This is a genomic window from Shewanella sp. SW24, assembly GCF_025653395.1.
Taxonomy (GTDB): domain Bacteria; phylum Pseudomonadota; class Gammaproteobacteria; order Enterobacterales; family Shewanellaceae; genus Shewanella; species Shewanella oncorhynchi.
On the sequence record NZ_JAKKSH010000018.1, the window covers coordinates 44,455 to 70,282 of the forward strand.

Annotated in this window: 24 protein-coding genes; 7 read left to right on the forward strand and 17 right to left on the reverse strand. The window is 46.0% G+C overall.

All coding sequences use genetic code 11. The features are described 5' to 3' along the window. The first annotated feature begins 18 nt into the window (after positions 1-18). The 3 genes from L5M17_RS15155 to L5M17_RS15165 all read left to right on the forward strand — a co-directional run bounded on the left by L5M17_RS15155 (position 19) and on the right by L5M17_RS15165 (position 2,344). Positions 19-1,035 (forward strand): FecCD family ABC transporter permease, encoded by a 1,017-nt coding sequence (locus tag L5M17_RS15155; RefSeq protein WP_219235177.1) that lies wholly within the window; start codon positions 19-21, stop codon positions 1,033-1,035. Between the two features lie 10 nt (positions 1,036-1,045). Continuing rightward, positions 1,046-1,885, forward strand: a complete 840-nt coding sequence (locus L5M17_RS15160) for a heme ABC transporter ATP-binding protein (RefSeq protein ID WP_263148355.1) — start codon at positions 1,046-1,048, stop codon at positions 1,883-1,885. Positions 1,886-1,999: 114 nt separating this feature from the next. Next, on the forward strand, positions 2,000-2,344 hold the full coding sequence (locus L5M17_RS15165) for a DUF2956 domain-containing protein (protein ID WP_028761554.1): 345 nt from the start codon (positions 2,000-2,002) through the stop codon (positions 2,342-2,344). 46 nt (positions 2,345-2,390) lie between these two features. Here the strand turns inward: L5M17_RS15165 and L5M17_RS15170 are convergent, their stop codons facing one another. Together L5M17_RS15170 and L5M17_RS15175 are read right to left on the reverse strand one after the other, a co-directional pair. Beyond that, entirely contained in the window at positions 2,391-2,912 is a 522-nt protein-coding gene (locus L5M17_RS15170) for a hypothetical protein (RefSeq protein ID WP_263148356.1), read from the reverse strand. Positions 2,913-3,787: 875 nt separating this feature from the next. Then, complete coding sequence (locus L5M17_RS15175) at positions 3,788-5,326, reverse strand: leucyl aminopeptidase family protein (protein ID WP_263148357.1); 1,539 nt, start codon at positions 5,324-5,326, stop codon at positions 3,788-3,790. Between the two features lie 219 nt (positions 5,327-5,545). On the opposite strand from L5M17_RS15175, the gene L5M17_RS15180 reads away from it, so the two are divergent. The 3 genes from L5M17_RS15180 (at position 5,546) to L5M17_RS15190 (ending at position 9,546) form a co-directional block, all read left to right on the forward strand. Continuing rightward, complete coding sequence (locus tag L5M17_RS15180) at positions 5,546-7,006, forward strand: aminoacyl-histidine dipeptidase (protein WP_131523865.1); 1,461 nt, start codon at positions 5,546-5,548, stop codon at positions 7,004-7,006. A 243-nt stretch (positions 7,007-7,249) separates the two neighbouring features. Beyond that, positions 7,250-7,804 carry a cache domain-containing protein gene (locus L5M17_RS15185; protein WP_028761558.1) on the forward strand — a complete coding sequence of 185 codons (555 nt, stop codon included), beginning with the start codon at positions 7,250-7,252 and terminating at the stop codon, positions 7,802-7,804. Between the two features lie 95 nt (positions 7,805-7,899). Beyond that, complete coding sequence (locus L5M17_RS15190) at positions 7,900-9,546, forward strand: methyl-accepting chemotaxis protein (RefSeq protein ID WP_263141647.1); 1,647 nt, start codon at positions 7,900-7,902, stop codon at positions 9,544-9,546. Between the two features lie 152 nt (positions 9,547-9,698). Here L5M17_RS15190 and L5M17_RS15195 read toward each other — a convergent pair whose 3' ends face one another. Next, positions 9,699-10,631 (reverse strand): DMT family transporter, encoded by a 933-nt coding sequence (locus L5M17_RS15195; protein ID WP_263148358.1) that lies wholly within the window; start codon positions 10,629-10,631, stop codon positions 9,699-9,701. 92 nt (positions 10,632-10,723) lie between these two features. Here L5M17_RS15195 and L5M17_RS15200 point away from each other — a divergent pair, with 92 nt between their 5' ends. Continuing rightward, a complete protein-coding gene (locus L5M17_RS15200) occupies positions 10,724-11,623 on the forward strand; it encodes a LysR family transcriptional regulator (RefSeq protein WP_263148359.1) in 900 nt (299 codons plus the stop codon). A 44-nt stretch (positions 11,624-11,667) separates the two neighbouring features. On the opposite strand, the gene dinB is transcribed toward L5M17_RS15200, so the two are convergent. The 14 genes from dinB to L5M17_RS15270 form a co-directional block, all read right to left on the reverse strand. Beyond that, positions 11,668-12,744 (reverse strand): DNA polymerase IV, encoded by a 1,077-nt coding sequence (gene dinB / locus L5M17_RS15205; protein ID WP_219255278.1) that lies wholly within the window; start codon positions 12,742-12,744, stop codon positions 11,668-11,670. Between the two features lie 194 nt (positions 12,745-12,938). Then, positions 12,939-13,406, reverse strand: a complete 468-nt coding sequence (bfr, locus tag L5M17_RS15210) for a bacterioferritin (RefSeq protein WP_011918791.1) — start codon at positions 13,404-13,406, stop codon at positions 12,939-12,941. A 9-nt stretch (positions 13,407-13,415) separates the two neighbouring features. Further along, positions 13,416-13,889 carry a bacterioferritin gene (gene bfr, locus L5M17_RS15215; RefSeq protein ID WP_263148360.1) on the reverse strand — a complete coding sequence of 158 codons (474 nt, stop codon included), beginning with the start codon at positions 13,887-13,889 and terminating at the stop codon, positions 13,416-13,418. Between the two features lie 253 nt (positions 13,890-14,142). Beyond that, positions 14,143-14,367 carry a (Na+)-NQR maturation NqrM gene (gene nqrM / locus L5M17_RS15220; protein WP_105250019.1) on the reverse strand — a complete coding sequence of 75 codons (225 nt, stop codon included), beginning with the start codon at positions 14,365-14,367 and terminating at the stop codon, positions 14,143-14,145. 15 nt (positions 14,368-14,382) lie between these two features. Then, complete coding sequence (locus L5M17_RS15225; protein ID WP_263148362.1) at positions 14,383-15,429, reverse strand: FAD:protein FMN transferase; 1,047 nt, start codon at positions 15,427-15,429, stop codon at positions 14,383-14,385. Positions 15,430-15,527: 98 nt separating this feature from the next. Further along, entirely contained in the window at positions 15,528-16,784 is a 1,257-nt protein-coding gene (nqrF, locus tag L5M17_RS15230; protein ID WP_028761565.1) for an NADH:ubiquinone reductase (Na(+)-transporting) subunit F, read from the reverse strand. A gap of 46 nt (positions 16,785-16,830) precedes the next feature. Next, on the reverse strand, positions 16,831-17,439 hold the full coding sequence (gene nqrE, locus L5M17_RS15235; RefSeq protein WP_006080469.1) for an NADH:ubiquinone reductase (Na(+)-transporting) subunit E: 609 nt from the start codon (positions 17,437-17,439) through the stop codon (positions 16,831-16,833). Between the two features lie 5 nt (positions 17,440-17,444). Next, positions 17,445-18,077 carry an NADH:ubiquinone reductase (Na(+)-transporting) subunit D gene (locus L5M17_RS15240; protein WP_006080467.1) on the reverse strand — a complete coding sequence of 211 codons (633 nt, stop codon included), beginning with the start codon at positions 18,075-18,077 and terminating at the stop codon, positions 17,445-17,447. Beyond that, positions 18,077-18,865: a Na(+)-translocating NADH-quinone reductase subunit C gene (locus L5M17_RS15245; RefSeq protein ID WP_028761566.1), complete on the reverse strand. Its 789-nt coding sequence runs from the start codon at positions 18,863-18,865 to the stop codon at positions 18,077-18,079. The genes L5M17_RS15240 and L5M17_RS15245 overlap by 1 nt, the downstream gene beginning before the upstream one ends. Then, positions 18,858-20,057, reverse strand: a complete 1,200-nt coding sequence (locus L5M17_RS15250) for an NADH:ubiquinone reductase (Na(+)-transporting) subunit B (RefSeq protein WP_105250021.1) — start codon at positions 20,055-20,057, stop codon at positions 18,858-18,860. Before L5M17_RS15250 ends, L5M17_RS15245 begins: the two co-directional genes overlap by 8 nt. After that, positions 20,057-21,391, reverse strand: a complete 1,335-nt coding sequence (locus tag L5M17_RS15255) for a Na(+)-translocating NADH-quinone reductase subunit A (protein WP_028761568.1) — start codon at positions 21,389-21,391, stop codon at positions 20,057-20,059. The genes L5M17_RS15250 and L5M17_RS15255 overlap by 1 nt, the downstream gene beginning before the upstream one ends. Before the next feature lie 401 nt (positions 21,392-21,792). Continuing rightward, positions 21,793-23,847, reverse strand: coding sequence for a TonB-dependent receptor domain-containing protein (locus L5M17_RS15260; protein WP_263148364.1), 2,055 nt, complete (start codon positions 23,845-23,847; stop codon positions 21,793-21,795). 164 nt (positions 23,848-24,011) lie between these two features. Further along, positions 24,012-24,521 carry an S-ribosylhomocysteine lyase gene (luxS, locus tag L5M17_RS15265; RefSeq protein WP_028761570.1) on the reverse strand — a complete coding sequence of 170 codons (510 nt, stop codon included), beginning with the start codon at positions 24,519-24,521 and terminating at the stop codon, positions 24,012-24,014. Between the two features lie 166 nt (positions 24,522-24,687). Next, positions 24,688-25,806: a TRAP transporter substrate-binding protein gene (locus L5M17_RS15270; protein WP_263148366.1), complete on the reverse strand. Its 1,119-nt coding sequence runs from the start codon at positions 25,804-25,806 to the stop codon at positions 24,688-24,690. Positions 25,807-25,828 lie beyond the last annotated feature (22 nt).

Sequence of the window (25,828 nt, forward strand, 5' to 3'; positions counted from 1 at the left end):
ATAGAAAGGATATTTGAGATGTTCCTCAACCGCTGGCTCTGGCCGAGTCTAGTCACACTGTTAGCCCTAAGCGGCTTACTATCGGTCAGCACTGGCCCCGTTAGCATCAGCTTTATCGACGCCCTAAATGCAGTGTTCAATTGGGCTACCCAGCAAAATATCGGCAATATTGCGCCCCACGAGCAACTGGTAATCAACAATGTGCGCTTACCACGGACATTACTGGCGTTAGCAGTAGGCGCTACGCTCGCACAGTGCGGCGCGGTAATGCAGGGGCTTTTTCGCAATCCCTTAGCGGATCCCGGTATTATCGGAGTGTCATCCGGCGCTGCACTTGGCGCAGCCATCTGTATCGTGCTGTTACCCAACGCGAATCCGTTGATGATCCCCATCAGTGCGTTTGCATCGGGATTAGTGACCACCCTTATCGTCTACCGACTCGCCAGCAGCCCAACAGGTACATCGGTCGTATTATTACTTTTGTCGGGTGTTGCCATAGCTGCGCTGGCAGGCGCAGGAATAGGTGTTCTCACGTATCTTGCCAACGACATGGCGCTACGTGACTTAACCCTATGGCAAATGGGATCGATTGCAGGTGCGCAGTGGCTATATGTCAGCCTTTGTCTTGTGACCTTAGCGCTACTGAGTTGGCGATTTCACCAAGATGCGGCGGCACTCAATGCCTTGCTGCTTGGCGAATCCGAAGCACGCCACTTAGGGATAGATGTCGATAGGCTCAAACTTAGGCTTATTTTGCTTTGCGCCTTAGGGGTTGGCGTAAGTGTAGCTGCAACAGGAATTATCGGCTTTATCGGCCTCGTCGTACCGCATTTAGTACGCATGATGTTAGGGCCAGATCATCGCCAACTGCTGCCCATCAGCGCACTTTTAGGTGCAGCCCTATTGGCATTGGCCGATATCGGCGCGCGCGCTTTTTTACCGCCTGCCGAGTTACCCGTTGGACTCGTCACCGCGCTCATCGGTGCGCCTTTCTTCATCTTTTTACTACTGCAACAGCGCAGTAAGCTAATCTAAGCGAGTTTTTATGGCTGCAACATCCTTTGCAAATCAACCATCACAATCGACAACTTATTCAGCTAAGGCGCAATTTGATCGCACCGAGCTCAGTATTTGTCAGCTCGATGTCAGCATCGGCCCAAAAACCGTGCTCAGTGATATTAATGTACAGTTTCAATCGGGTGCAGTAACCGCCCTACTCGGCCCAAATGGTGCGGGTAAATCCACCTTGCTTAAAGCCCTTTGCCAAGAAATCAGCACACCAAGGCAAAGTATACGGCTAGGCCATAGCCAGCTGGCGGATTGGCCTAGGAGCGAGCTGGCAAAATCCTTAGCCGTACTGCCGCAACACGCCAGCCTCACCTTTCCCTTCACTGTGTCAGAAGTCGTAGCAATGGGTTTATATCCCTTAACCATCAGTAAGATAGAAGGTGATGCGTTAGTTGCCGAGCAACTGGCGCAAGTGGGCTTAACCCATCTGGCTAAGCGCAGCTATCCAACCCTCTCTGGCGGCGAGAAACAGCGAGTCCAACTCGCCAGAGTCTTAACTCAACTCAGGCAATCGCCGTTTCCGCCCGTACTATTACTGGATGAACCAACATCGGCGTTGGATCTTGCCCAGCAGCACAGAGTACTTGAGTTAGCCCAAAACTTAGCTCACCAACAAGGCTACACTGTAATAGTAGTACTGCATGACTTGAACCAAGCCGCGCGCTATAGCGATCAATTAATTGTGTTAAAACAAGGGCGAATCGTCAGTGAAGGCACGCCATCCGATGCTCTGTCGGTTGATACCATTAGGGAAGTATGGGACTACGAGCCCGTATATATCCCCTCCCCTCAGAGTGGACACCCACTGATTTTTTAATGGAAAGAAGGTATTCATCTTACGTTTTTGAGGTCTAATGTGGGTATAATCGCTGCGTTTACACTTTAGCTATCACCTTTTAGCCACAGCCGCATTAATTTAGGCAGAGCCCAGATGAAACCCACTATCTCGACAGAAACTCAACAAGAAGCACTGGTCGCAGCCAAAGCCACCCAAAAGCCGGGCCAAACCAAAGAGCAAACTAAACTCATTGCCCAAGGGATAGAAAAAGGCATAGCTGAATATAAAAAGCTGCAAAAAGCCAAAGCTCGCGAACGGGATAAAGCACGTAAACAACAGTTGAGAGCAAAATCTCGCACAGTTAATGACACTGATGAACTAGAGGATTCAGACGAGTTATTCGAATCTCAACGTCAGTTCACCACCGCGACTTGGATTGCCATAACGCTTTTACTACTAAGTTGGGTAGGGTTTGCCGCATATATCTTTGCAGATTAAAGGCTATGATTTATATATAAAAATTAAGAAATCCATATATCACTTGTTAGGCAATATCCTCTAATACCTTACACACATCATTAATTGAAAAAATATTACCGTTAAGGCTTGCTCGGTCTTTTGATATATTCAGAACGAGCCTAAATACGTTGTTCGCATCAGGATAACGGACAAGCTTTAAAATGATGTCATCACCACTTTCTTCTGCAGACCGAAAATCCCAGCCCTTCCCTGATAAATCAAAAATCACTTCCGCCGTTTCAGTATTGATTAACACTGGCGCATAAACCCAATGCGACATTCGCATCTCACTGGGGTTGATATCCAGTGCTAACTTACCATTTTGAAAAAACAGCTTAGTGTCCATAAACAGTCCCTGAGTAACAAGTTTCACAAGCGATAGGCCGATAGCTTGTATATTGAACCCCATATCCATTTGTTGTCCATACCGCATCACTTCTAAAACGAACCGTTTACGCTCATTGCCATCAGGCAAAACCGTTAAATTCTTAAGCGAAAAAAAGACAAAAAAAAGCCTGCTCAATGAGCAGGCAAAGACATATTTCAAGCGTCCCTTTCGGGGAAGTACATTACCGCGCTAGCGGGAAAAACCTGGCATATCCATGCAAAAACATCAATATGCTACTTGAGTCTAAACACGCCAAAAAAGGCGATACAAAGGTTGATGGATGATGGAAACTCAAACTTTAAGGAGGGTTAGGCCTTAAAGCTCATGGCGAATAAACCGCCACGCAAAACATCAGTTTTAAACCAAGTGTTTTGCCAATAAATATGGTTGTTGCCTGTATAAGACATAGTCAATACTCCTAAATTAGTTGTGATTAAGTACTCTAGTGAAGCTTGGCTCGGTTCCTTGGAACTAGAGATTCTCATATCCGTTGAGACGACTTGTCACTCAGGTCCTTGGAGAAAAATATCCATCCTGGATAGACTAGAGAGGAAAGGCGTAGTGCCTAATCCACGAAAGCAATTATATGGATTTGTAGTTTTATTACAACCTTTATTTGTATTTTTTTTGATTAAGGCTTTTTAATGTAATTAAATTACACAATTATAGTGAGGTTAATGGCGACCTGCTTCACAGAAAAACAGAAATAACCCTGTAATTATCTAATAAATAAGATATTACAGAATTATTTCTATTTGTTACTAGGGCGTGTTGACGTTTCGAGATTAAATTTTGTTCGCTCTGGCAAGCTCGTGATCGCGAAACGAGGAGTGACGTGTAGTTACTCTACTCAAATGACGAGTGACAAAGAGCAAGTGCTTGCCAGACGAACCCTTCGGGCAGCGTTTGGCTGGCATTTCTGCTGCGTTATCGCCCGTTTATGTAGAATAACTACACCGCACGGGCTTTACCTTGCATAAAAGCCAGCCAACTCGCTGCAAAAATAACCCTGAAACGTCAACACGCCCTACCCGTTAGCGATTGATCAGATATTGATACAAGCCCACCAGCGGACTCGCTGTAGGTTTGCCGTAGAGCGGATCACCTTCTGTTGCACTGCCTGCAATATCTAAGTGTGTGTAAGCCAAGGGAATAGGGGCATTAACCCCATGGTCAAATAGCCCCGATGCTTTCAGTAAAAATGCCGCGGGATATTGATGTCCACGGGCGGTAATCGATGATGGTGCATTATTGGAAGATAATATTTCAGCAGCGCCTGACACATCGCGGATCTTAGCGAAGTCTTCAGGGCGTAATGTAGACACTTCAAAGGGTTCGCCCCATTGAGTCGCCTGCTGCTGTAAAGTGACAGCGCATTGCTGTGAACTCGCTACTGAGTTTTCCACCGCCGCAGGATAACTGCCATAACAACGCACGACATGACCTGTGAGTGTTGCTACCGAAAACATCTCAGGCTTCACCGCCGACACGGCTTTGATACGTAAATGGCTCAGTAAATCCGCCAGCACTAAGCGCCCTTCGGCATCCGTATTACCAATTCGTACCCGCACACCCGCATGGCTCGTAATAATTTCATCGGTCACGTAGGCTTCACTGCCTATGCTGTTACGCACTAAACCTAACTCGGCAATCACTCGAATACCTTTAGGCTTTAGCATTGACAGAGTTTTAAATAGCCCCGCCACGGCAGAAGCGCCGCCTTTATCACGACTCATACCCGCCATAGCGCCGCCGACTTTCAGATCGGCGCCGCCGGTATCGTAAATTACGCCCTTACCCGCAAACAGGAAAGTGCGAGTCACTTGACCCTCTGGCAGATACTCTAGTTTCACCACGCGAGGCTGATGACGACCGACGGCAAAAGAAGAACGCGCCACGGCGCTGAGTAGCGGATAATCACGCTCTAAAATATCTCTGTCTTCTACCACTGCGGTTTTGATCACGCTGCCCGCTAAGGATTGTAAACAATAGTCCGCAAAGGCTTTAGCCGACATACGCTCGGGTTCAGTACCACATAAATCCCGCGCTAATACGCGGCCCGCTTCTAAGGCATTGAGCAAATTGCTGTTATGGGTTGATGAAGATAATATCCCTATGGACTCAAATGCAGGCGTTAAGCCAGTCGCTTCACGCAACTCTAAGGTTTGCCACAGTTCTTGACCGCAAGCTAATGCTGCGACTTCAGAGGCAAAACTAAAACGTGAGTCCTTCGATGGCACTACATATAACAACGGACGTTTTGCGCCTGCGTCTTTTGCAATGGCAATCGCCGCCCTTGCAGCATTGGCATAGACTCGCACGTCCACATACTCGTCATTCACTTGGGTGACAGGGGCAATGATCAAACGCCCTCCCGCAAGCCCTGGCGCAAACAGTAATGTTGGGCTCTTACCCACGCGCTTATCCACGTGGGCACCGTGCTGAGCCAATAAACCTATCTCATCAAAACCGATAGAATCCAGATCGGGCGTCACCACCACAACCGCATCCCAACCTTCACCATCAAAAATGGCATTTTCTGCTTTTACATCAACGAAGTTAACTTGAAACATGACCCATCCTTTTTCATTATTGTGCCTGCATTATTCCCGCTCTATCGCTTAATTACCAATCTAAAAGTGCTACCGACACTCCCAGAAAAAATCGAACTGGAAACTTTGGCTGCCAGCTCACCAAAAGCCTGTGACGCTGAGATTATTTGGCTGCACAGAATGTGGTAGAATGGCCGCAAATTTGCCCTATACCCACAAGACCTTATGAGGGACACTCAAGTGACAGCCTTAAGTCAGTTATACCCGCAGCCATTATGGCAATGGTTCGAACAAATTTGCGCGATTCCCCATCCATCTAAACATGAGCAAGCCTTAAGCCAGCACATTCAAGCGTGGGCTAAAAGCAAACAACTTGCCGTCGTTGAGGATGCCGTTGGCAACGTGATCATCCGTAAACCTGCGACGCCGGGTATGGAAGATCGTAAAATCGTGGTTATTCAAGCCCATATCGATATGGTGCCACAAAAAAATGCCGATAAAGTGCATGATTTTACTAAAGATCCTATCGAAGCTTATGTCGATGGCGATTGGGTTAAAGCCAAGGGCACAACCTTAGGTTCAGATAACGGTATTGGCATGGCATCGGCTTTAGCCATTTTAGGCTCTGATGATATCAAGCACGGCCCATTAGAAGTGCTGCTGACGATAGATGAAGAAGCGGGCATGACAGGTGCTTTTGGTTTACAGGCGGGCATGTTAGACGCTGACATTCTGATCAATACCGACTCAGAGCAAGAAGGTGAAATCTACATGGGCTGCGCCGGCGGCGTCGATGCTCAAATCACCCTGCCTATGGTGTGGCAAGCCTCTGAGCAAAGTTACTCAGCCTTTAGCCTGCACTTATCTGGCTTAAAAGGGGGTCACTCTGGGGTGAACATTCACTTAGGTCGTGGCAATGCCAACAAGCTATTGGCGCGTTTCCTCTTTGAAAACGCAGATGATTTAGCGTTAGAGCTGACCCAATTTAGCGGCGGTTCACTGCGTAATGCGATCCCACGTGAAGCCAACATCAGCTTTATGTTGCCAGAAGAAAACGTCAGCGCCTTAAACGAAAAAGTCGCTGAGTTTGAAGCGCTTATCCGCACCGAACTCGCCATTGCCGATCCCGATATGCGTTTAGTGTTAAACACTATCCCCACGCCAAAACGTGTGATGAGCGAAAACAGCCAAAATACCCTGATCGATTTGCTGCATGTGTGCCCGAACGGCGTGATCCGCATGAGTGATGAAGTCGAAGGTGTGACTGAAACCTCGCTCAACGTTGGCGTTATCAGCACTAACGATGAAGAAGTCACTATCCTGTGCCTTATCCGCTCGCTGATCGATTCTGGCCGTACTCAAGTCGAAGGCATGTTAACTGCGCTGACCAACTTAGCCGGAGCCGATATCGATTTAAGCGGTGCTTACCCAGGCTGGAAGCCAGATAACAGCTCACCTGTAATGGCGATAGTGCGCGAAACCTATCAAGACATTTACCACAAAGAGCCAGTGATCATGGTGATCCATGCGGGTCTCGAGTGCGGCCTATTCAAGAAACCCTATCCAGACATGGACATGGTCTCGATTGGTCCCACCATTCGCTATCCACACGGTCCAGACGAAATGGTAAACATCACCACAGTCGGCCAATATTGGACATTATTATTAGCCGTACTCGAGCGCATTCCAGTCAAGGCTTAATGTTCTAACCTTACCCTAGCTCACTCAATTCAAGGCCATATCTGCTCAAGTCAGATGTGGCCTTATTTTTTACCGCGGATTCTATTTGTGTAGAAATGCCATCGATAAAATTTTTATGAAAGAACTGAATAACTTGAATTTTCTACTATAGTTGTTCTGTCTTACCCTAACGTATTTTTGCTTATCGCGCTTTAGAGATAACCGCTTTCCCCTTCAATACTGTGACCTTAAGGAATAGAGATCATGAAATTTGGTAAAATCTTGTCTGCCGCCGCACTACTGCTCAGCAGTAACCTCAGTTTCGCCGAAGAAGTCCCCAAAGCCGTTATCGACCTAGCCGATTCACTGATGCCATTAGGCAGAGAAGTGGTACTGGTGAATGCTGTTAAAGCGCAAAACGCCCAAGGCAAAAGCTTAGATTCAATCAAAACATTAGATGAAAAATGGATTGCCACCGCAGGTATTGATGACTTTATGTCATCCCTGATGAACAACGAAGCGGCTAAGTTTCTCACGACCTTCGAAGCCAGCAAACCTTACTACCAAGAAATTTTCCTCATGGACAATCAAGGCGCGAACGTCGCCATGATCAGTAAAACTTCAGATTATTGGCAGGGTGATGAAGATAAATGGCAAAAATCCTTCGCCAATGGCAAAGGCGATAAACACATAGGTCCGGTCAAATTTGACGAGAGCTCCCAAGCCTATCTAGTACAAATTTCTATTCCAGTGATGGATGGCGATGCTGCAATTGGTGCAATCACGATTGGGATCAACCTAGATCAATTTGGACTCTAATTACCAGAGAACGCCAGTGATGGGCTGCATCCTCTTACCACAGAGGTTATTGCGGCTCTCACCTTTTCAGTGCATCAATCAAGGAGGGCGTGACTATGGAATGGTATAAAGATCTATCCGTTAATCAGAAACTGACTTATCCGAGTCTGCTACTCGCTGGCGTAGTCATCTTCGCCTCTTCAACTGGTATTTTAGGACTCAAAGCCTTAAATCACAGCGCGAATACACTCGCGCTTGAATACTTACCTAGCCAATCTGAACTCCTACAGGCCGATAAAGAGCTTTATCAAGCTCAAGTGGCCGAGCGCAGCCTGATGTTTGTTAACGTGGGCACAGACTCTTACAACGACCTTTTAAAGCAGCACACTAATAGTATCTCTCTGGTTAAAGAACATATTGATAAGTTTGCCGATGTGACCACAAGTCCCCTCGCTAAAGATAAGCTCAATGAATTGAATCACAGTTTCGATACTTGGCGAGCGACAACCACAGAAATCAGTAATCAACGCACCCAAAATGGCCGTAACGGTAGAACGACGGCGATTGATCTTAGTTTCGGTCAAGCAGCAACGCAATTCGAGCAACTACACCAGAACATTAATCATTTAATCAATGATTTAAATAGTAATACTACCGCAGCGATAGCCCAAGTAGATGATGATGCCAATCATGGACAACAGATGCAGTTAATTGCCTTAGCCATCAGTCTCTTGATCTGTATACTCTTTATCGTTGCACTGCCTAAACTCATCAGCAAACCGCTGGCGGTTTTACTCGCAAAAATCCACGACATTACCGATGGTGATGGCGATTTGACCGAACGAGTCCACTTAACCTCTAAGGACGAGCTTGGTGATCTCGCCAAGGCATTCAATCATTTTCTCGATAACTTACATGGCATTATCTCGCAATTTAAACAGTCTACATCAGAGCTCAACACCGCTGCCGAAGGTCTAGCCAAAACCAGCGCATCAGCAAAACATACCTTGATGGATCAACAAGCTGCCACCCACAGAATCGCCGATGCCAGCGATCATATTGCCGCATCCGTGCAAGAAGTATCAGTCAGTGCCAGTCATGCCGCCGATGCCGCTAAACAAGCCGACGTATTTACCGCCGACGGTCAGGCAAGAGTGAAAAAAACCATCAATGTGATTCGTGAACTTGCGGGAGATGTAGGCACGGCAGAAATGCAGATCAATAAACTCGAACAGGAAGGCCAACATATCGGCCGCGTGCTTGAGGTGATTCAAGCCATTGCCGAACAGACGAATCTATTAGCTCTTAACGCCGCAATTGAAGCGGCGCGAGCAGGCGAACAAGGACGCGGGTTTGCAGTGGTTGCCGATGAAGTGCGATCCCTTGCCTCTAAGACTCACCAATCAACCGAAGAAATTAAATTGATGATCGCCAATGTGCAAAATGGCACTCAAAGCGCTGTGGCAGCGATTAATATCGGTAATGAAAAGGCTATCTCAAGCGTAGAAGCCGCCAGTAATGCCGGTGAAGCCTTAGCGCATATTGCAGAAATGGTCAGCCAAATTAGTGAGATGAACAATCAAATCGCCCTCGCGGCTAAAGCGCAAACCACTATGGCCAACGAGAGTCATCAAAATATTCAACACATTGCCGAACAGTCGGAGGAAAGTCTACGAACCACTGATGAAATCTACGCAGCAAGCGTACAACTCTCGTCAATGGCGAGTAATCTCACGGCGCTGGTCAGCCGCTTTAAACTGTAATTTTTGAGGGTGAAAGCTTTTATATAAGTTACCTTTTGTAAATCAGTGATGTTTGAAAAGTCCCCTCTAACGAATAAGGGAGCATAAACCTGTCGCAGTGATTATCTGAATTCAGGTACTCCCTTATATTTAAACAGCAAAGCTAGCACTGATTAGCAGCGCTTAACCACTAAGCCTCTTGCCGCGCGTAAGTTGACTAACATAGGTAACATCAACGCAAGGATCACTATCAGCATCCCTACCAATTGAATTTCCGTCACCGCCTGCCCCATGGCTAACGCCGTTAATGCTGCAAAAACGGGCACGAGATTAAAAAAAATCGATGCCTTAGCGGGGCCAAGCGCCTTAACACCGTTAATCCAAAACAGATAACCGAGCACAGTGGCGAACAAACCTATGTAGAGCACGCTAGAAAAAGCCGTTGCCGACAGTTCCATCAACTCCAGCCAAGGGTGAAACTCACCTCGGCCAAGCCCAACCACGGACATAGACACACTGGCAGCTATCATACTCAGCAAGGTAAATGGCAATACAGGCAACCAATGGCCGACCCGTTGCGAACAAATGGTATAACCACTCCACGCCAACATGCCGGCGGCAATCATCACATCACCTTGGTTAAAACTAAAATTGAGCAACTGCTGCACACTGCCGTTAGTGATCACTAACAGTACGCCCGCCAAACCGCCCACTAAGCTGAACACTTGTTGTCTGCTGAGCCATTCACGCTGTAATAGCGCGTTGACGATTGAAGTCACCAGCGGACTGAGCGCCATAATCAAGGCGCCATTGGCGGCAGAGGTGTGCTGCAGGCCATTAAATAACGCCAAATTTAAGCCGCCAACACCAATCACGCCTACTAGCGCTATGACAGCGTATTGCGCCAAACTCAATTTAGGCCAAGCCTGACGAGTAAAAACGATATATAACGCTAGAGTTACAGCCGCAATGGTAAAACGCCAGAATACGAGAGATTCCCCTGACATCTCCTCCAGCACTCGCTTAGCAATCGGAAACACACTGCCCCAGCTAAAAACGCAAATAAGTAGACAAACGAATGTCATGTAAGGTGTATGGGATTTCATATCGTCCTCTAGGGAGGTAATTGGGATTGAGCTTAGTTTATAAGTTTCATATATTATTAAAACTAACAAGATTGAGAGTTTAAATTCCAAATATGAAACTTAATTATTCCTTAGACGATATGCGCTTATTTTGGGTGGTGGCACAGCAAGGGAGTTTTAAGCTCGCGGCGCAGCATTTAGGCATTCCACCTTCAACCTTAAGCCGTCGAATCAATCTGTTAGAACAATCCTTAGGTCTGCGTTTACTGCACAGAGACGCCCATAGAGTCAATCTGACCGCCACAGGTCAGCGGTATCTCGAACGCTGCGGTCCGCTATTTATCGAGTTAAACCAGGTATCTGGTGAGTTGCATGCGGATAAACATCAAGCGGTTGGCAAATTGCGGATCTCGGCACCCATCAATACAACCTATCGCTGGCTAGGTGAATCACTCAACGCCTTCCAACGGCATTATCCCAATATTGATATCGATTTAAGTCTGTCGAACATGAATATCGATGTCAGTGAAAACGCCATCGATATCGCCTTTCGAGTGGGCGAACCTAAAGATCCCGATTGGATTGCAAGGCCACTTACCACAATTAGCTTTGTACTTTGCGCCAGCACATCGGCAACGCAGTGGCATGCGCTGCAATCCATTGAAGAGCTGGATCAGCATCCGGTTATCATCGCCAAGCCCACAAAAACGTGGCGTTTACAGCACAACAGCACAGGGCAAAATGTCGAGTTTGAACCAAGGGGGAATATCAAATTAGCCGTCGATGATATGGCGATTGCCTGTCAGGCCGTGGTGGCGGGGCTTGGGATTGGACTCATACCCATCAGCATGGCGAGTGAACAGATACGAAGTGGCAAACTCATTCAAATACTGCCCGAGTGGCAAGGTATTCCGCGCACCGCCTACTTAATGTATCGCGATCGAGACAACCTGCCCTTACGGGTCAGACTGTTAATTGATTTTATGTTGGCGAATCCACCCGAGGCTTATTGAGCCAATGCAGGCATGAGTCTGCGGCTTATCGACTCAATAAACGGCTAGAGTGCTAAATCCAGCTGAGTCTGGCCGTTTAAGCTTGTGGCGACGACAAGAGTAGAATCGGTAAGGCCTACTGAAATCCCTAATAGACGAATGCCACGGCCTTCTTGCCTTTCCATAGCCTGCGCGAGTAGCTCATAGAACATTACAATCGAGACTTCATCGCTGCGGTGCTCAATTGTAGTCTGCTTGAAATCGTTAAACTTAAGTTTGACCACCTGTTTATGTATTTTGCGTTCCTTAGCACTACGACTTAAACGCAACGACAGTTCTTGAATCAAACTCGGCATCACCTGCTGGCACTGCTCTAAGCTATAAATATCCTTTGCTAACGTGGTTTCAACACCCACTGATTTGCGCTCTCTGTCGGCAGAAATACCCCGTTCATCTATGCCTTGGGAACGCTCAATCAACACGCCACCAAACTTACCGAATCGCGCTAAGAGCTCAGGTTTAGAATAAGCTTGCACATCACCACAGGTATTGAGCCCGAGCGAAGAGAGCTTTTCGGCGGTGACTTTACCAACACCGGGAATTTTACGCAGCGATAAGGTCTTAACAAACTCAGAAAGCGTCTCTGGTGTAATGACATATTGGCCGTTTGGCTTGTTCAGATCCGAGGCGACCTTAGCTAAAAATTTTACTGGCGCGATACCAGCCGATGCGGTTAAACCCGTTTCGGCTAAGATATCGCGACGAATCGCTTGGGCAATCAAGGTCGCAGAGCCCTTATATTGTTGGCACTCACTCACATCCAAATAAGCTTCATCTAAGGAAAGCGGCTCAATTAATTGGGTATAGCGGGAAAATATTTCACGAATTTGTAGCGACACTTCTTTGTAAACCTGCATCCGACCCGGAACTAAAATCAGCTCAGGGCACAACTTAAAGGCATAAGCCGTTGCCATTGCTGAACGTACACCGAATTTACGTGCCTCGTAACTGCAAGTACTGATAACACCGCGACGGTCGCTACTGCCGCCTACGGCTAAAGGCTTGCCACGGTACTCAGGAAAGTCGCGCATTTCCACTGCAGCAAAATAGCAGTCCATATCGATATGAATAATTTTTCGCACGTTGAATTCCTCCAACGCCAAAATACTGTATATAAAAACAGTAATCAAGTATTCCTGATAGATTTGGGCCAATAAGATGTGGCCTAGCGCTGGAAAAGAGAACAAGACAAGTGTGAGGAACAACAGACATGCTTAATAACTGAGTTTCCTAGGCCATTACACTCAGTGGCCTAGGTATTTACTCAACCTAAGGCTCACATCTTAGTTTGCAGGTAGTTTTGCAGCCCAACACGGTCGATAAGCCCAAGTTGTTTTTCGAGCCAATACATATGGTCAGACTCTGTATCGTCGAGTAATACTTCAAGGATTTCGCGGGTCTGGTAATCTTGCTTCTGCTCACACAGTGCAATCACTTTGCGCAAATCGTCCGCGACCTTGTATTCGTAGGCGAGATCATTACGTAGCATCTCTTCTACATCTTTACCTATGTTCAATGCCTCACGGGCGGCAACATTGGGTGTACCTTCGAGGAATAAAATGCGCTGCACTAATTTGGCTGCATGGGCTTTCTCATCATCTGACTCATGAGCGATACGCTCATAGAGTTCATTCAGGCCCCAATCTTCGTACATATGGGCATGGACAAAATACTGATCCATTGCCGAGAGTTCTCCCGTTAGGAGACGATTTAACGCATCGATGACGTCTTTATCGCCTTTCATATCTTGCTCCTATTGGTTGCTAATTTGCGATTGTAGATAATTTTGAATACCGGTTAGCGTAATGAGCTCTTGCTGCGACTCGAGCCAATCTAAGTGCTCTTCTTCGTCTTCGAGAATATCTTCCAGCAGATCGCGACTCACATAGTCCTGTTCGGCTTCACACAAGCTGATCGCATCACGCAGCAATGTAAGCTGCTCTTGCACCATGGCCAGATCGCAGTCGAGCATCTCTTGGCTATGTTCACCAATGCGAAGTTTTTCGAGTTGTTGCAGATTAGGCAGACCTTCCAAAAACAGCACTCGCTCGATGAGCTTATCGGCGTGCTTCATATCTTGGATGGATTTTTTGTATTCGACGTGGTTTAACTTCTCTAAGCCCCAATGTTTAAACATGCGGGCATGGAGGAAATATTGATTGATGGCGGTCAACTCACAGGTAAGCACCCGATTCAGTTGCCCAACCACTTTAGGATGACCTTTCATAAGTTACTATCCTTGGTAAGCGTGAAAAGATTGATCTAAATCAAGCTTCTAGCCTAGTACAATTTATCGACCAACTCAAATTATCTTTATATTTCACTCACTTAATGATGAAAAGCATTCTCATTCCTGCTTAGATTAACTTGCTATCCCACTCTAATCCCAAGGATAAATCTCAAATGATTAACCCGTGTAAGAAAATACGAGGCAAAAAAATAGCCCCCTAAATCGGAGGCTATGATCGAATCAAGACTATTTAGATAATGCGGTCTTTCGTTAACTTCTCACGACGCGCTTCTTCAGCGGCCATACGACGTTTACGTTTGTCACAAGGGTCATCACAATCACACGCTTTCTCAATCCCTAGAACACCTAAACCGCCACAACTTCCTTCAACGGCTTTGCGCTTGATGAGATAACCAATCGACATGAGCAAAAAGAAGACTAACAAGATCACAAATGCCGCAATAAAAGAGGTCATGGTTTACTCCAAAAACTAAATAAGGAAAGGCTTGAAGGCGTCGCTGTAATAAACCTTAAATCCGTCGCCTTGCTTTTCGATTAGCATTATCGCCAAGTGTTCCTTCTTGGCAAGCTCCAATGATGCTTCTGTGCCCAAAACCATCATGGCCGTCGCAAAACCGTCGGCCGTCATACAATTTTGATGCAATACAGTCACGGATGCTAACTTATGATTTATCGGCAAACCAGTACGCGGATCGATTATATGCGTAAAACGTTGGCCGTCTTCTTCATAATAATTACGATAATCACCAGAGGTCGCCATCGCCATAGTACCAGGTGCAATAACCTGCTGTACGGCTTCAGAGCCATCATTGGTCGGTTGCTCTATAGCAACACGCCAAGAGCTTCCATCACCTTTGGCACCTTTGATACTCAGTTCGCCACCAATTTCAACTAAATACCCAATCGCATGGTATTTATCAAGAATAGAAGCGATTTTATCAACCCCAAATCCCTTCGCGATTGATGATAAATCTACATATAAATGGGTGTTGTGCTTACTTAGACGATTGCCTTCAATGGAAAGTTCACTAATCCCTGTTTTGGCTTTAGCCGCATCAATATCAGCCTGTGTCGGAACTTTCGTTGGACGCTTATCAGGTCCAAAACCCCACAGATTAACTAAAGGACCTAAGGTAATATCAAGTGCCTTATCAGTCACTTGATATAAACGTATTCCCTCTTGCACCACTTTTATGGTATCCGGTGAGACTTCAACGCTTTGCTCCAATGGCAATTGGTTGAAACGGGATAATTCTGAATTAGGCCGATAGGTCGACATCTGGTCATTGACTAGCTCAAGGGCTAAATCAATTTCCGCTTGAAGTAACTGCGCCGTCGGCATCTGCTCATTCGGGACGACTTTAATGTGATAAGTCGTGCCCATAGTGCTGCCGGCCAACGAAATGACTTCGTTTTGCTTTGAACAGGCTGAAACAAAAAAGGCCAGTCCCACGAGGACTAGCCAGTTAAATGAATGCTTTAGTGCTGAGGTATTGATCTTTAAGGTCTGAAACATAGTGACCTACTACTCTTATTTGGGCCCTTAAATGCAAAAGTTGCAGATGAAAGGTTAACCTCAACATCTGCAACTTTTCTATCTAGGACTAATGAACATTAGCCGCCGAAGTCATCCAACAGGATGTTTTCGTCTTCGACACCAAGATTTTTCAACATACCAATGACGGCAGCGTTCATCATTGGAGGTCCACACATGTAGAACTCACAATCTTCTGGAGCATCATGGTTTTTCAGATAGTTTTCATACAATACGTTATGAATAAAACCTGTGTAACCATCCCAGTTGTCCTCTGGTTGAGGATCTGAAAGTGCCACATGCCATACGAAGTTATCATTCTCAGCCGCTAGGCCGTCGAAATCTTCTACGTAGAACATTTCACGCTTAGAACGTGCACCGTACCAGAAGCTCATCTTACGTTTAGACTGAAGACGCTTCAGTTGGTCGAAGATATGTGAACGCATTGGCGCCATACCCGCACCACCGCCGATAAACACCATTTCTGCATCGGTATCTTTCGCGAAGAATTCACCGAATGGGCCAGAAATTGTCACTTTATCGCCAGCTTTTAAGCTCCAAATGTAAGATGACATCTTACCGCAAGGCAGTGTCAAGTTACGTGGTGGAGGCGTAGCAATACGCACGTTCAGCATAATAATGCCGAACTCTTCTGGGTAGTTAGCCATTGAGTATGCACGGATAGTTTCTTCATCAACCTTAGATTCAAGATTGAAGAAACCGAAGTGTTCCCAGTCGCCACGGTATTGTGCAGGTACATCAAAATCTGCATATTTAATATGATGAGCTGGTGCTTCGATTTGAATATAACCGCCAGCACGGAATGGTACAGACTCGCCATCAGGAATTTGCAGCTTCAGTTCTTTAATGAAAGTGGCTTTGTTATCGTTAGAGATAACTTCACATTCCCATTTCTTGATACCGAAGATTTCTTCGTCAAGCTCGATTTCCATATCGTTCTTAACGTTAACCTGACAAGAAAGACGACAACCTTTACGGGCATCACCTTTGCTGATGTGGTCAAGTTCCGTTGGCAGAATATCGCCGCCGCCAGACTTAATCACCACGCGGCATTGGCCACATGAGCCACCGCCACCACACGCACTCGATACGAAGATACCGCTGTTAGCCAAAACGCCTAACAACTTACCGCCCGCACCGGTTGTAATCGCTTTTTCAGGATCGTCATTAATGCCGATCGTGATGTCACCACTAGCCACTAACTTAGACTTAGCGAATAAAATCACTAATACCAAGATGAGGACAATAGCAGTAAACATACTCACACCGAGGTAAACCTCGAGCGGAGTAGATTTAAAAATACCAAGAATATCCATTAACTTATCCTTAGAAGGTCCAATTCAAGAAGCCGTTATGTGTCTCTTACAGAGACACACCTGAAAACGACATGAAACCTAAGGCCATCAAACCAGCGGTGATAAAGGTAATCCCTAAACCACGTAGGCCGTTAGGCACGTCGGCATACTTCAGCTTCTCACGGATACCGGCCATCAATACGATAGCTAATGCCCAACCCACTCCTGAGCCGAAACCAAACACCACACTCTCACCCAGCTTGTAGTCACGCTCAACCATGAATGATACCGCACCGAAAATCGCGCAGTTCACTGTGATCAAAGGTAAGAAAATACCTAATGCGTTGTACAAAGGTGGAAAGTACTTGTCCAGTGCCATTTCCAGAATTTGAACCAAAGCCGCAATCACACCGATAAAGGTAATGAATTTCAAGAAGCTTAAGTCAGCTTCAGGTGCGCCAGCCCAAGCAAGTGCACCAGGAGCTAGCAGCCCTTGATAGATAACTTGGTTTGCTGGGACAGAGATAGTTAACACTACAACTACCGCAATCCCTAGGCCCATGGCTGTAGTGACTTTCTTAGACACAGCCAAGAAAGTACACATACCTAGGAAGAAGGCCAGTGCCATGTTTTCAATGAAAACAGAGCGAATTAACAGGCTAATATAATGTTCCATCGCACTTACCCTTTTGCTTCAACTTGCTCTGGCTTATAGGTACGAATAATCCAAATCAAAACACCGATCAGGAAGAACGCACTCGGAGGCAGTAGTAGCAGACCGTTTGGTTGGTACCAGCCGCCATCAGAGATCTTGTGCAGGATTTCAACACCGAACAGAGAACCGTTACCAAACAGTTCACGTACGAAGCCAACAGCTAACAGAATCGCACCGTAACCTAAACCGTTACCGATACCATCCATAAAGCTCATCATTGGCGGTGTTTTCATCGCGTAAGCTTCGGCACGACCCATTACGATACAGTTCGTAATAATCAGACCGACGAATACCGACAGCTGCTTAGAGATCTGATAAGCATAAGCCTGCAGCAATTGGTCAACCACGATTACCAAAGAGGCAATAATGGTCATCTGTACGATAATACGCACACTGCTTGGAATATGATTACGGATCATTGAGATAAACAGGTTCGAAAACGCAGTTACCGCAGTTAACGCCAACGCCATTACCAATGCAGTTTCGAGCTTGCTCGTTACCGCTAATGCACTACATACACCAAGTACTTGTAAAGCAATCGGGTTGTTGTTGACTATAGGTCCGGTCAGAACCTGTTTCAGTTCTTTAGCGTCAGACATTAGTTGAGACCTCCATTGCGTGCTTTTTCAATGAAACTCGCAAAACCTTCTTTACCCAACCAGAATGTCAGTGAATGTTGTACACCGTTACTCGTTAAGGTTGCGCCAGATAATGCATCTACACCGTACTCAGTGCTAGCAACAGTTGGGTTTTTCGTTACGCTGATAGCGAGTTTACCTTGCTCATCAAATAACTTTTTGCCATGCCATTTCGCTTTCCACTGAGCATTTTGCACTTCGCCACCTAAGCCCGGCGTTTCGCCGTGCTCGTAGTAGACTAAGCTTTGCACTGTGTTTAGGTCAGCATCCATAGCAAGGAAGGCATACATAGTAGACCATAGGCCATAACCATGGATTGGCAGAATGACACTGGTTAATTTACCTTGGCCGTCACGAACAAGATAAACCACAGCCTTATCAGCAACACGTTTCACTGAAGCGATGTCATTCTCAGGTACAAATGAGGTTTTCACATCACGAGACGCTTTACGTTGATCATAAGTGTCAGCATCAACACCCTCAACCCAAGCACCCGTTTTCAAATCGACCAGTTTAGCTTCGATGTGTTTGCCGTATGTATCCAGAATTTGCGCTTTGGTCACTTTGCCAGCTTTAGTATCGATAAGACCAGCGGCTTCCAGAATGTACTTTTGCTTATCAAGCAGTTTATTTTCTGCTTGAGTCGGTCTCAGTAACACTGCTGCAGTAGACACAAATATCGCACAAATTAGACACAGGCCAACGACGATAAATAAGGTTCTGCCGAACGAATCTTTATTACTAGCCACGGGCAATCCTCCGCTTGATATTTGCCTGAACCACGAAGTGGTCGAACAATGGCGCGAACAAGTTAGCAAACAAAATTGCCAACATCATGCCTTCAGGGAATGCAGGGTTAATCACGCGGATAAACACAGCCATTGCACCGATCAAGATACCGTATGCCCATTTAGCTTGGTTAGTAAATGACGCTGACACTGGGTCAGTCGCCATAAACATCATGCCAAACGCAAAACCACCTAACACTAAGTGCCAGTACCAAGGCATTGCAAACATTGGATTAGTGTCGCTACCGACAACGTTAAGCAGCGTAGAAATGGCAATCATGCCCACCATTACACCGCCAACGATGCGCCATGAAGCGATACGCGTGTAGATGATGACCAAACCACCTAACAGAATCGCTAATGTAGACACCTCACCCACTGAACCAGGAATGAAACCGAAGAACGCATCCCACCAATTTTGGTTAATTGCGTAATCTAAAGTGCCAGACGCCGCTTGGCTCAGTGCAGTTGCACCTGAGTAACCGTCAGCCACAACCCATGAGGTATCACCTGACATGTTCAACGGATAAGCGAAGAACAAGAAGGCACGACCCGCTAGTGCAGGGTTTAAGAAGTTACGCCCTGTACCACCGAACACTTCTTTCGCCACGACCACACCGAAGGTGATACCCAGCGCCACCATCCATAATGGGATAGTTGCTGGCAGCGTTAAAGCAAACAGGATAGAGGTAACGAAGAAACCTTCGTTGACTTCATGACCACGGATAGAGGCGAACAGCACTTCCCAGATACCACCGACGGCAAAGGTCACCGCGTAGATAGGTAGGAAGAAACAGGCGCCATACCACATCAGCGCAGGCCAGCCAGAGTTTGCCGTAAGTTCGGTACCGAACATGCTGAACAAGCTCACTTGCCATACGTCAGGGGTAGCAAAACCAGCCACTAAAGCTAATTGAGCTTGTAAACCTACGTTGTACATACCCACGAACATCGCTGGGAAAGCACAAGCCCAAACCGTAATCATCATACGTTTTAGGTCGAGGTTATCGCGAACATGGGTTTTGCCCTTGTTCACTTTACCTGGGGTATAAAAAATCGTGTATGCCGCTTCGAATAGGGCATAAAACTTTTCGTATTTACCGCCTTTTTCAAAGTCGGGTTCAATACGTTCGAAAAAATCTTTCAAGCTCATTAGCCTTCCCTCTCGATCGTATCTAGACAGTCACGCAGATATGAACCGTAGTCATACTTGCCTGGACATACGAACGTACACAGTGCGAGATCTTCTTCATCTAACTCTAACGCGCCTAAAGTAGCAGCACCGTCAAAGTCACCTGAAATCAAGTCACGCAACAACATAGTAGGAAGAATGTCCAATGGCATTACACGCTCATAGTTACCAATTGGCACCATAGCGCGATCTGAACCACCTGTACTGGTCGTCATGCTGAACAGACGAGAAGGAGCAAGATGTCCTAAGAATGCACGAGTGATAGAATATTTGTCTGAGCCTGGTAATACCCAGCCTAAAAATTCTTTCTCTGTACCTTCTTCTAACAGACTTACTTGAACATGGTAACGACCTAAATACCCTTGTGGGCCAACGGCTGTACGACCATTCAGAACAGAGCCTGAAATCAGACGAACATTGCCATCTAAGGCTTCACCTGCGGTTAATTCAGTCATGCTCGCGCCCACAACAGTGCGTACGAGTCTTGGCTTAGCCGCTTTAGGGCCTGCGATTGCAATAACACGTTCGGTATTGAGTTCACCCGTCGTAAATAGCTGACCAATTGCTATTACATCTTGGTAACCAATATGCCAAACGGTACGTTTTGCAGAGGCAGACAATAAGAAGTGAATGTGAGTACCGACTAATCCTGCAGGGTGCACACCGGCAAATTCTTCAACTTGGGCGTTTGCGGCAGGAATATCAGCGCCAGGCGCTTTACAAAGGTAAACTTTACCGTCAGTAAGTCTTGCTAAGACCTTAAGACCATTAGCAAAATCTTCTTTATGCTCACGGATCACCACAACGGGATCAGCGGCAAGAGGTTGAGTATCTATTGCGGTTACAAAAATACCAGCAGCAGAAGAGTCTACAGCAGGAACTTTGCTAAAAGGACGAGTACGCAAAGCAGTCCATAAACCTGATTCAATCAGATTGTCACGGACTAACTGCGAGTCGAGCGTATCGAGTGCAGTGGCATCATATTTAGCAAAGGCAACGCTGTCGTTTCCTTCCACTTCAATGACAACAGACTGCAGAACACGCTGGGCGCCCCGGTTAATGTCTAATATAGTACCACTGGCTAAAGCCGTATATTTAACGCCTAAATTCTTCTTATCTTCAAAAAGAACTTGGCCTTTTTGTACTTTATCGCCCACTTTGATCTTCATCGTTGGACGTAAGCCAATATACTCTTCACCCAAAGTAGCTACATGTTTAATGGCTGGGCCATTATGGATAACTTGCTCTGGTCCGCCTGCTATAGGCAGTTCCAATCCTTTCTTAATTGTAATCATATCCACAAGCACTACGTTTGAAGGAAAGACAATGCGCCGCGTTCCTGCTAAATACTTAGGTTTTAAACAAAACCTACTGCATTGAGCTAGCGCAGATTTATCACAGAAATGCGATCGCAATCACGCTGGTCGCGCGCATTTTACCCCAATTGACTTGGCATCGCCACGAAAATTATAGGTGATTTCAAACCTAAAATACGGATTGAAAAGAATCATGCGCTACGGCGTTCACTTTCCGACCTAGTGACTGATCAGAAAGAGAGAATATTACGGCCACTGGGTACTATAGCATTAATAATTAAAGATTTAATTTAGCAAAAAGTCGAAACGTCCACTAAACGCGGCTTAAATCGATCTTATTTGTTTCAATTGATTTAAATTCAAACAAAATAAAACTCAATTTAAAAGCGCCATTGATAACCTAAATAGCTAATACGTCCATTTTCCGATCGAATTCCGCTATTTGATGCTGTCGTAACTAATGACTCATCTAAGAGATTTTCTACCCTAAAATAAATCTCATGGTGGCGATCAAAATGATAATTCGCCGCTAAATCTACACGCCATTGTACTGCGATAGGCTGTAATTCAGCGCCAAATTGGCCCATTTTCCGCTCGGATTGATAAAAGACATTTGCATTCAATTCATATTCGGCAAATTTCATTCCAGCACTAAAATGCAATTGCTGCTCAGGTAACCAAGCCACTCTATCACCAGCCACAACGCAACCTTGGATTTCGTTACAGCTATTGGTTTGATATTCCGAATTCGAATATTGATAATTTAAGACTAATGGTAACTGTACACTACCGATATCCCACTGGTAGCCAAGATTCAGCTCAACTCCTTTGGTCAGTACATCCACAACATTACCTTGAACCCACAAACGACTGTCGGCGCATTGGGTATACGCATCGCAATTGACATGCAGGTTATCAAAATCTTGAACGTAGGTTTTGATGTCAGCACTAAAATGCTCACTGGCATATTGGGCGCTGACTTGATATTGCAGCGATACTTGCGCCTCTTGCTCAAGATTCCCCGCACTCGCGGCGGTCCATGAGCGGCGAATATCCGTACTAAAGCGCCAATCTCCAGCATCATATAAAACACCGAGTTGTGGCATCCAATCGCTGTCGGAGAAATCAGCCGCATCCAGTCCTACATAAGCTAAATCGACCTTGCGATTAACGCTCACTTGTTCATAGGCAAGTGCGAGCTTTATCTGTAATTCGTCCCAATTAAACAAAGAATCGATTGCCGAAGTAAATGCTGTTGCATCGTCGGTATAGGCTAATAATGCATTTTGTGCATCACTCACTAAACTCAAGTCCTGCTGCCATAGACTCTGTTGATCGCCAAGGCGCATCTCGGCTTTATCCGTATGATAACGGGCGCTATAGATAATTTGATGGGCACCATACTGATTCACTGATTCAGTTTGTGCCCCAAAGGAGCTGAAATCATTGCCTTGTTGTAAAGAAGCCAGTGAGACGCCATCGACTGTCGGCTGACGTTCAAATGCGGCCAACGCAGCAAGACTATGGGCATCGAGCATTTGCCCATCAAATTGATTGAGTTGGTTTAATTGCTGCGAATAAGACTGGTAGTAAAAGTCTGTGGTGACCTTATGCCCACCATTGAGCGTAACTTGGTGAGACAGTTGGTACTTATGATGTCGCCCCTGATGTTTATCCGCCGCAGTGGCCGAATACAAACTCATAGGATCTTGTTGCCAATCGGCCTGTGTTAACCCAAGCTGAGAGCGATAACTATCATCATCGAGAAACTGGTAAGTAAACTCAGTCACCTGTGGACTTCTGGCGCCGAGTAAACTCGCGGCGTTGATTTTAAATAAGATGTCTGTCGTTTGGTGGTCTGTGTCTTGACCATTGAGCAAGTGATCGGCGCCGCTATTATCTGCATAATTAACCGCGAGTATCATGCCATACTCTTTTTGCTTCACCCCCCAATTCATATCGACACTGTATTCTGAATCGGTATTGCCCTCGAGAGTCGCCTTACTATTCTCGGTCTGCTCAGCAACAGGTAAGGTTTGATAACTCACCACCCCAAACGCACCTTGCCCACCGACAGCCATATTTGCCATCGGGGTGGCAGTAACACTCTGCTGTTGCAGCAGATTAGGTAAGAGTTGTAATTGCGGTGCCGAATACGGCGCAGGAGAGAAATACACTCTATCTTGCAATACGGCCACGCCTTGAGTCGCGCTACGCATGCTGATGCTCGCGGGATTTCCACTAAGATCCACAGGCAAAACCGTCAAAGCCGTCAATTGACCTAACGCTAAACGATTAGACGTTGAATGAAATGTGTCATTGAGCTTGTTCAATTCAAGCATTTGACTGTGAAGATCATCGGCGAACGTTGTGCTAGAACAGGCAAGAGATACAGAAATTGCACAAAGTGATACAGTGAAGTAACGACTAGGCATACCAAGCTCCCAAAAACTTTGTTAGCGTACGGTGTTTTTGTTATTAACTTGTAAAATAGCTGAGTTTACTTGAAAAAAAAAGCGACTCTCGTCGCTTTCTCTTATTTACTTCAGGAAACTGAATTTACTAAAGAAGCACTCTCATACTATAAGAGTGCGAACAATTACAGGTTACCTAGAATTTCATCGCTTAATTTTAGATCGTCATTACGATTAACACTTACGCCTGCCGCAATAATATTACGGGCGATATCTTGTGCTTGCTCTAATGAATGCATCTCATACGTACCACATTGGTATTCGTTCAGCTCAGGGATTTCAGACTGCTCAACCACTTTAAGCACATCTTCCATCGCGGCTAACCACGCATCGGCCACTTGTCGCTCTGTGGGTTCACCAATCAAACTCATATAAAAACCGGTACGACATCCCATTGGCGAAATATCAATGATCTCGACATCGCTGCCATTTAAATGGTCACGCATAAAACCCGCGAACAAATGCTCTAGAGTATGAATACCACGCTCACTGAGGATCTCTTTATTCGGTGCGCAAAAACGTAAATCAAATACAGTAATGGCATCGCCCTTTGGCGTGCTCATATGCTTAGCGATACGAACCGCAGGGGCATTCATCCGAGTATGGTCGACGGTAAAGCTATCAAGTAATGGCATAGGAATCTCCAAATTCTCAGGGCGACATCAACGCCACTGTAACTGTCTATTTATGGCTTGCAAGCATAACACCAAATGAATTACGCCGATAACAAGATAATCTAAGATGAAATCATCTCATATAAATCAGATGCTAATGTGACAGTTTGCAGTAAAAAACCATCATTTAGTGTTGACGCTGTTGACTGTAAGCATCCTCAGATATTTTATGGTACTGGCGCACACCTTGCTCATACGTGTGGTAGGCATCGTACACCTTTCGCATTAAGGGATCTTGATTCGCTTGATCTTCAATCACTTGTTTGGAGATTTTCTCAAGCTCCAACAACACGTTCGGTGGAAACGCTTTAAGCTCCACACCTTCGTCCTTCACTAACGTTTCAAGGGCGGTCACGTTACGGGTCGTGTATTCATCGAGCATATCTTGGTTAATGGCTCTCGCAGCAACTCTGACTATGGCCTGTAAATCCTCAGGTAAACTCTCGAATGCAGCGGTATTAATCAAGAATTCCATATTTGAACCTGGCTCATGCCAACCAGGGTAATAGTAGTACTTAGCCACTTTATGTAAACCGAAGGCAAGATCATTCACTGGCCCTACCCACTCTGCGGCATCAATCGCCCCCGTTTGCAGTGCACCATAAAGTTCACGCCCCGCCATGTTTACAGGTACAGCACCAACACGTTTCAACACTTCACCACCTAAGCCCGGCATGCGGACCTTCAATCCCTTAAAATCAGCAATAGTATTGATGGGTTTATTAAACCAGCCACCCATTTGCATCCCAGTATTGCCTCCCGCGAGGGGAATAATACCAAAGGGTTGATACACTTCAGTCCACAGCTCCATACCGCCGCCATAGTGAAGCCAGCCATTTATTTCCTGCGCGGTCATACCAAAGGGGATCGATGAAAAAAACTGCGCTGCGGGCGCTTTTCCTCTCCAGTAGAAAGAAGCGGAGTGGGCCATTTGAATTTTACCCTGACTCACACCATCAAATACGGCAAAAGCGGGCATCAACTCACCCGCACCATAAACGCTAATCTTTAACCGACCGTTAGACATTTCATCGACTAAATGCGCAAAACGCTCAGGAGCCATGCCTAAACCGGGGAAGTTTTTCGGCCAAGAGGTTGCAAGACGCCATTCAATAACAGGTAAAGCATGGGGAACATCAGTTGCGGCATGGGAAGCGGCTACGCTTTGCGCATCACTGGAGACGGGGTTACAACCGCTCAGTCCCATCAGCAGCACTGAGATAAACAAACTCCCTAACTTACGCATTTTTAATAGTCTCCCTGATGTC

What these genes read in the sequence shown, in the direction of transcription:
- L5M17_RS15260 (WP_263148364.1), bottom strand. Translation starts at nt 23,847, where the DNA reads ATGCCTAGTCGTTACTTCACTGTATCACTTTGTGCAATTTCTGTATCT.
- L5M17_RS15225 (WP_263148362.1), bottom strand. Translation starts at nt 15,429, where the DNA reads ATGTTTCAGACCTTAAAGATCAATACCTCAGCACTAAAGCATTCATTT.
- L5M17_RS15190 (WP_263141647.1), top strand. Translation starts at nt 7,900, where the DNA reads ATGGAATGGTATAAAGATCTATCCGTTAATCAGAAACTGACTTATCCG.
- L5M17_RS15195 (WP_263148358.1), bottom strand. Translation starts at nt 10,631, where the DNA reads ATGAAATCCCATACACCTTACATGACATTCGTTTGTCTACTTATTTGC.
- L5M17_RS15270 (WP_263148366.1), bottom strand. Translation starts at nt 25,806, where the DNA reads ATGCGTAAGTTAGGGAGTTTGTTTATCTCAGTGCTGCTGATGGGACTG.
- L5M17_RS15255 (WP_028761568.1), bottom strand. Translation starts at nt 21,391, where the DNA reads ATGATTACAATTAAGAAAGGATTGGAACTGCCTATAGCAGGCGGACCA.
- luxS (WP_028761570.1), bottom strand. Translation starts at nt 24,521, where the DNA reads ATGCCATTACTTGATAGCTTTACCGTCGACCATACTCGGATGAATGCC.
- L5M17_RS15160 (WP_263148355.1), top strand. Translation starts at nt 1,046, where the DNA reads ATGGCTGCAACATCCTTTGCAAATCAACCATCACAATCGACAACTTAT.
- nqrM (WP_105250019.1), bottom strand. Translation starts at nt 14,367, where the DNA reads ATGACCTCTTTTATTGCGGCATTTGTGATCTTGTTAGTCTTCTTTTTG.
- L5M17_RS15155 (WP_219235177.1), top strand. Translation starts at nt 19, where the DNA reads ATGTTCCTCAACCGCTGGCTCTGGCCGAGTCTAGTCACACTGTTAGCC.
- L5M17_RS15200 (WP_263148359.1), top strand. Translation starts at nt 10,724, where the DNA reads ATGAAACTTAATTATTCCTTAGACGATATGCGCTTATTTTGGGTGGTG.
- nqrF (WP_028761565.1), bottom strand. Translation starts at nt 16,784, where the DNA reads ATGGATATTCTTGGTATTTTTAAATCTACTCCGCTCGAGGTTTACCTC.
- L5M17_RS15175 (WP_263148357.1), bottom strand. Translation starts at nt 5,326, where the DNA reads ATGTTTCAAGTTAACTTCGTTGATGTAAAAGCAGAAAATGCCATTTTT.
- L5M17_RS15240 (WP_006080467.1), bottom strand. Translation starts at nt 18,077, where the DNA reads ATGTCTGACGCTAAAGAACTGAAACAGGTTCTGACCGGACCTATAGTC.
- L5M17_RS15185 (WP_028761558.1), top strand. Translation starts at nt 7,250, where the DNA reads ATGAAATTTGGTAAAATCTTGTCTGCCGCCGCACTACTGCTCAGCAGT.
- bfr (WP_011918791.1), bottom strand. Translation starts at nt 13,406, where the DNA reads ATGAAAGGCGATAAAGACGTCATCGATGCGTTAAATCGTCTCCTAACG.
- L5M17_RS15250 (WP_105250021.1), bottom strand. Translation starts at nt 20,057, where the DNA reads ATGAGCTTGAAAGATTTTTTCGAACGTATTGAACCCGACTTTGAAAAA.
- nqrE (WP_006080469.1), bottom strand. Translation starts at nt 17,439, where the DNA reads ATGGAACATTATATTAGCCTGTTAATTCGCTCTGTTTTCATTGAAAAC.
- L5M17_RS15165 (WP_028761554.1), top strand. Translation starts at nt 2,000, where the DNA reads ATGAAACCCACTATCTCGACAGAAACTCAACAAGAAGCACTGGTCGCA.
- bfr (WP_263148360.1), bottom strand. Translation starts at nt 13,889, where the DNA reads ATGAAAGGTCATCCTAAAGTGGTTGGGCAACTGAATCGGGTGCTTACC.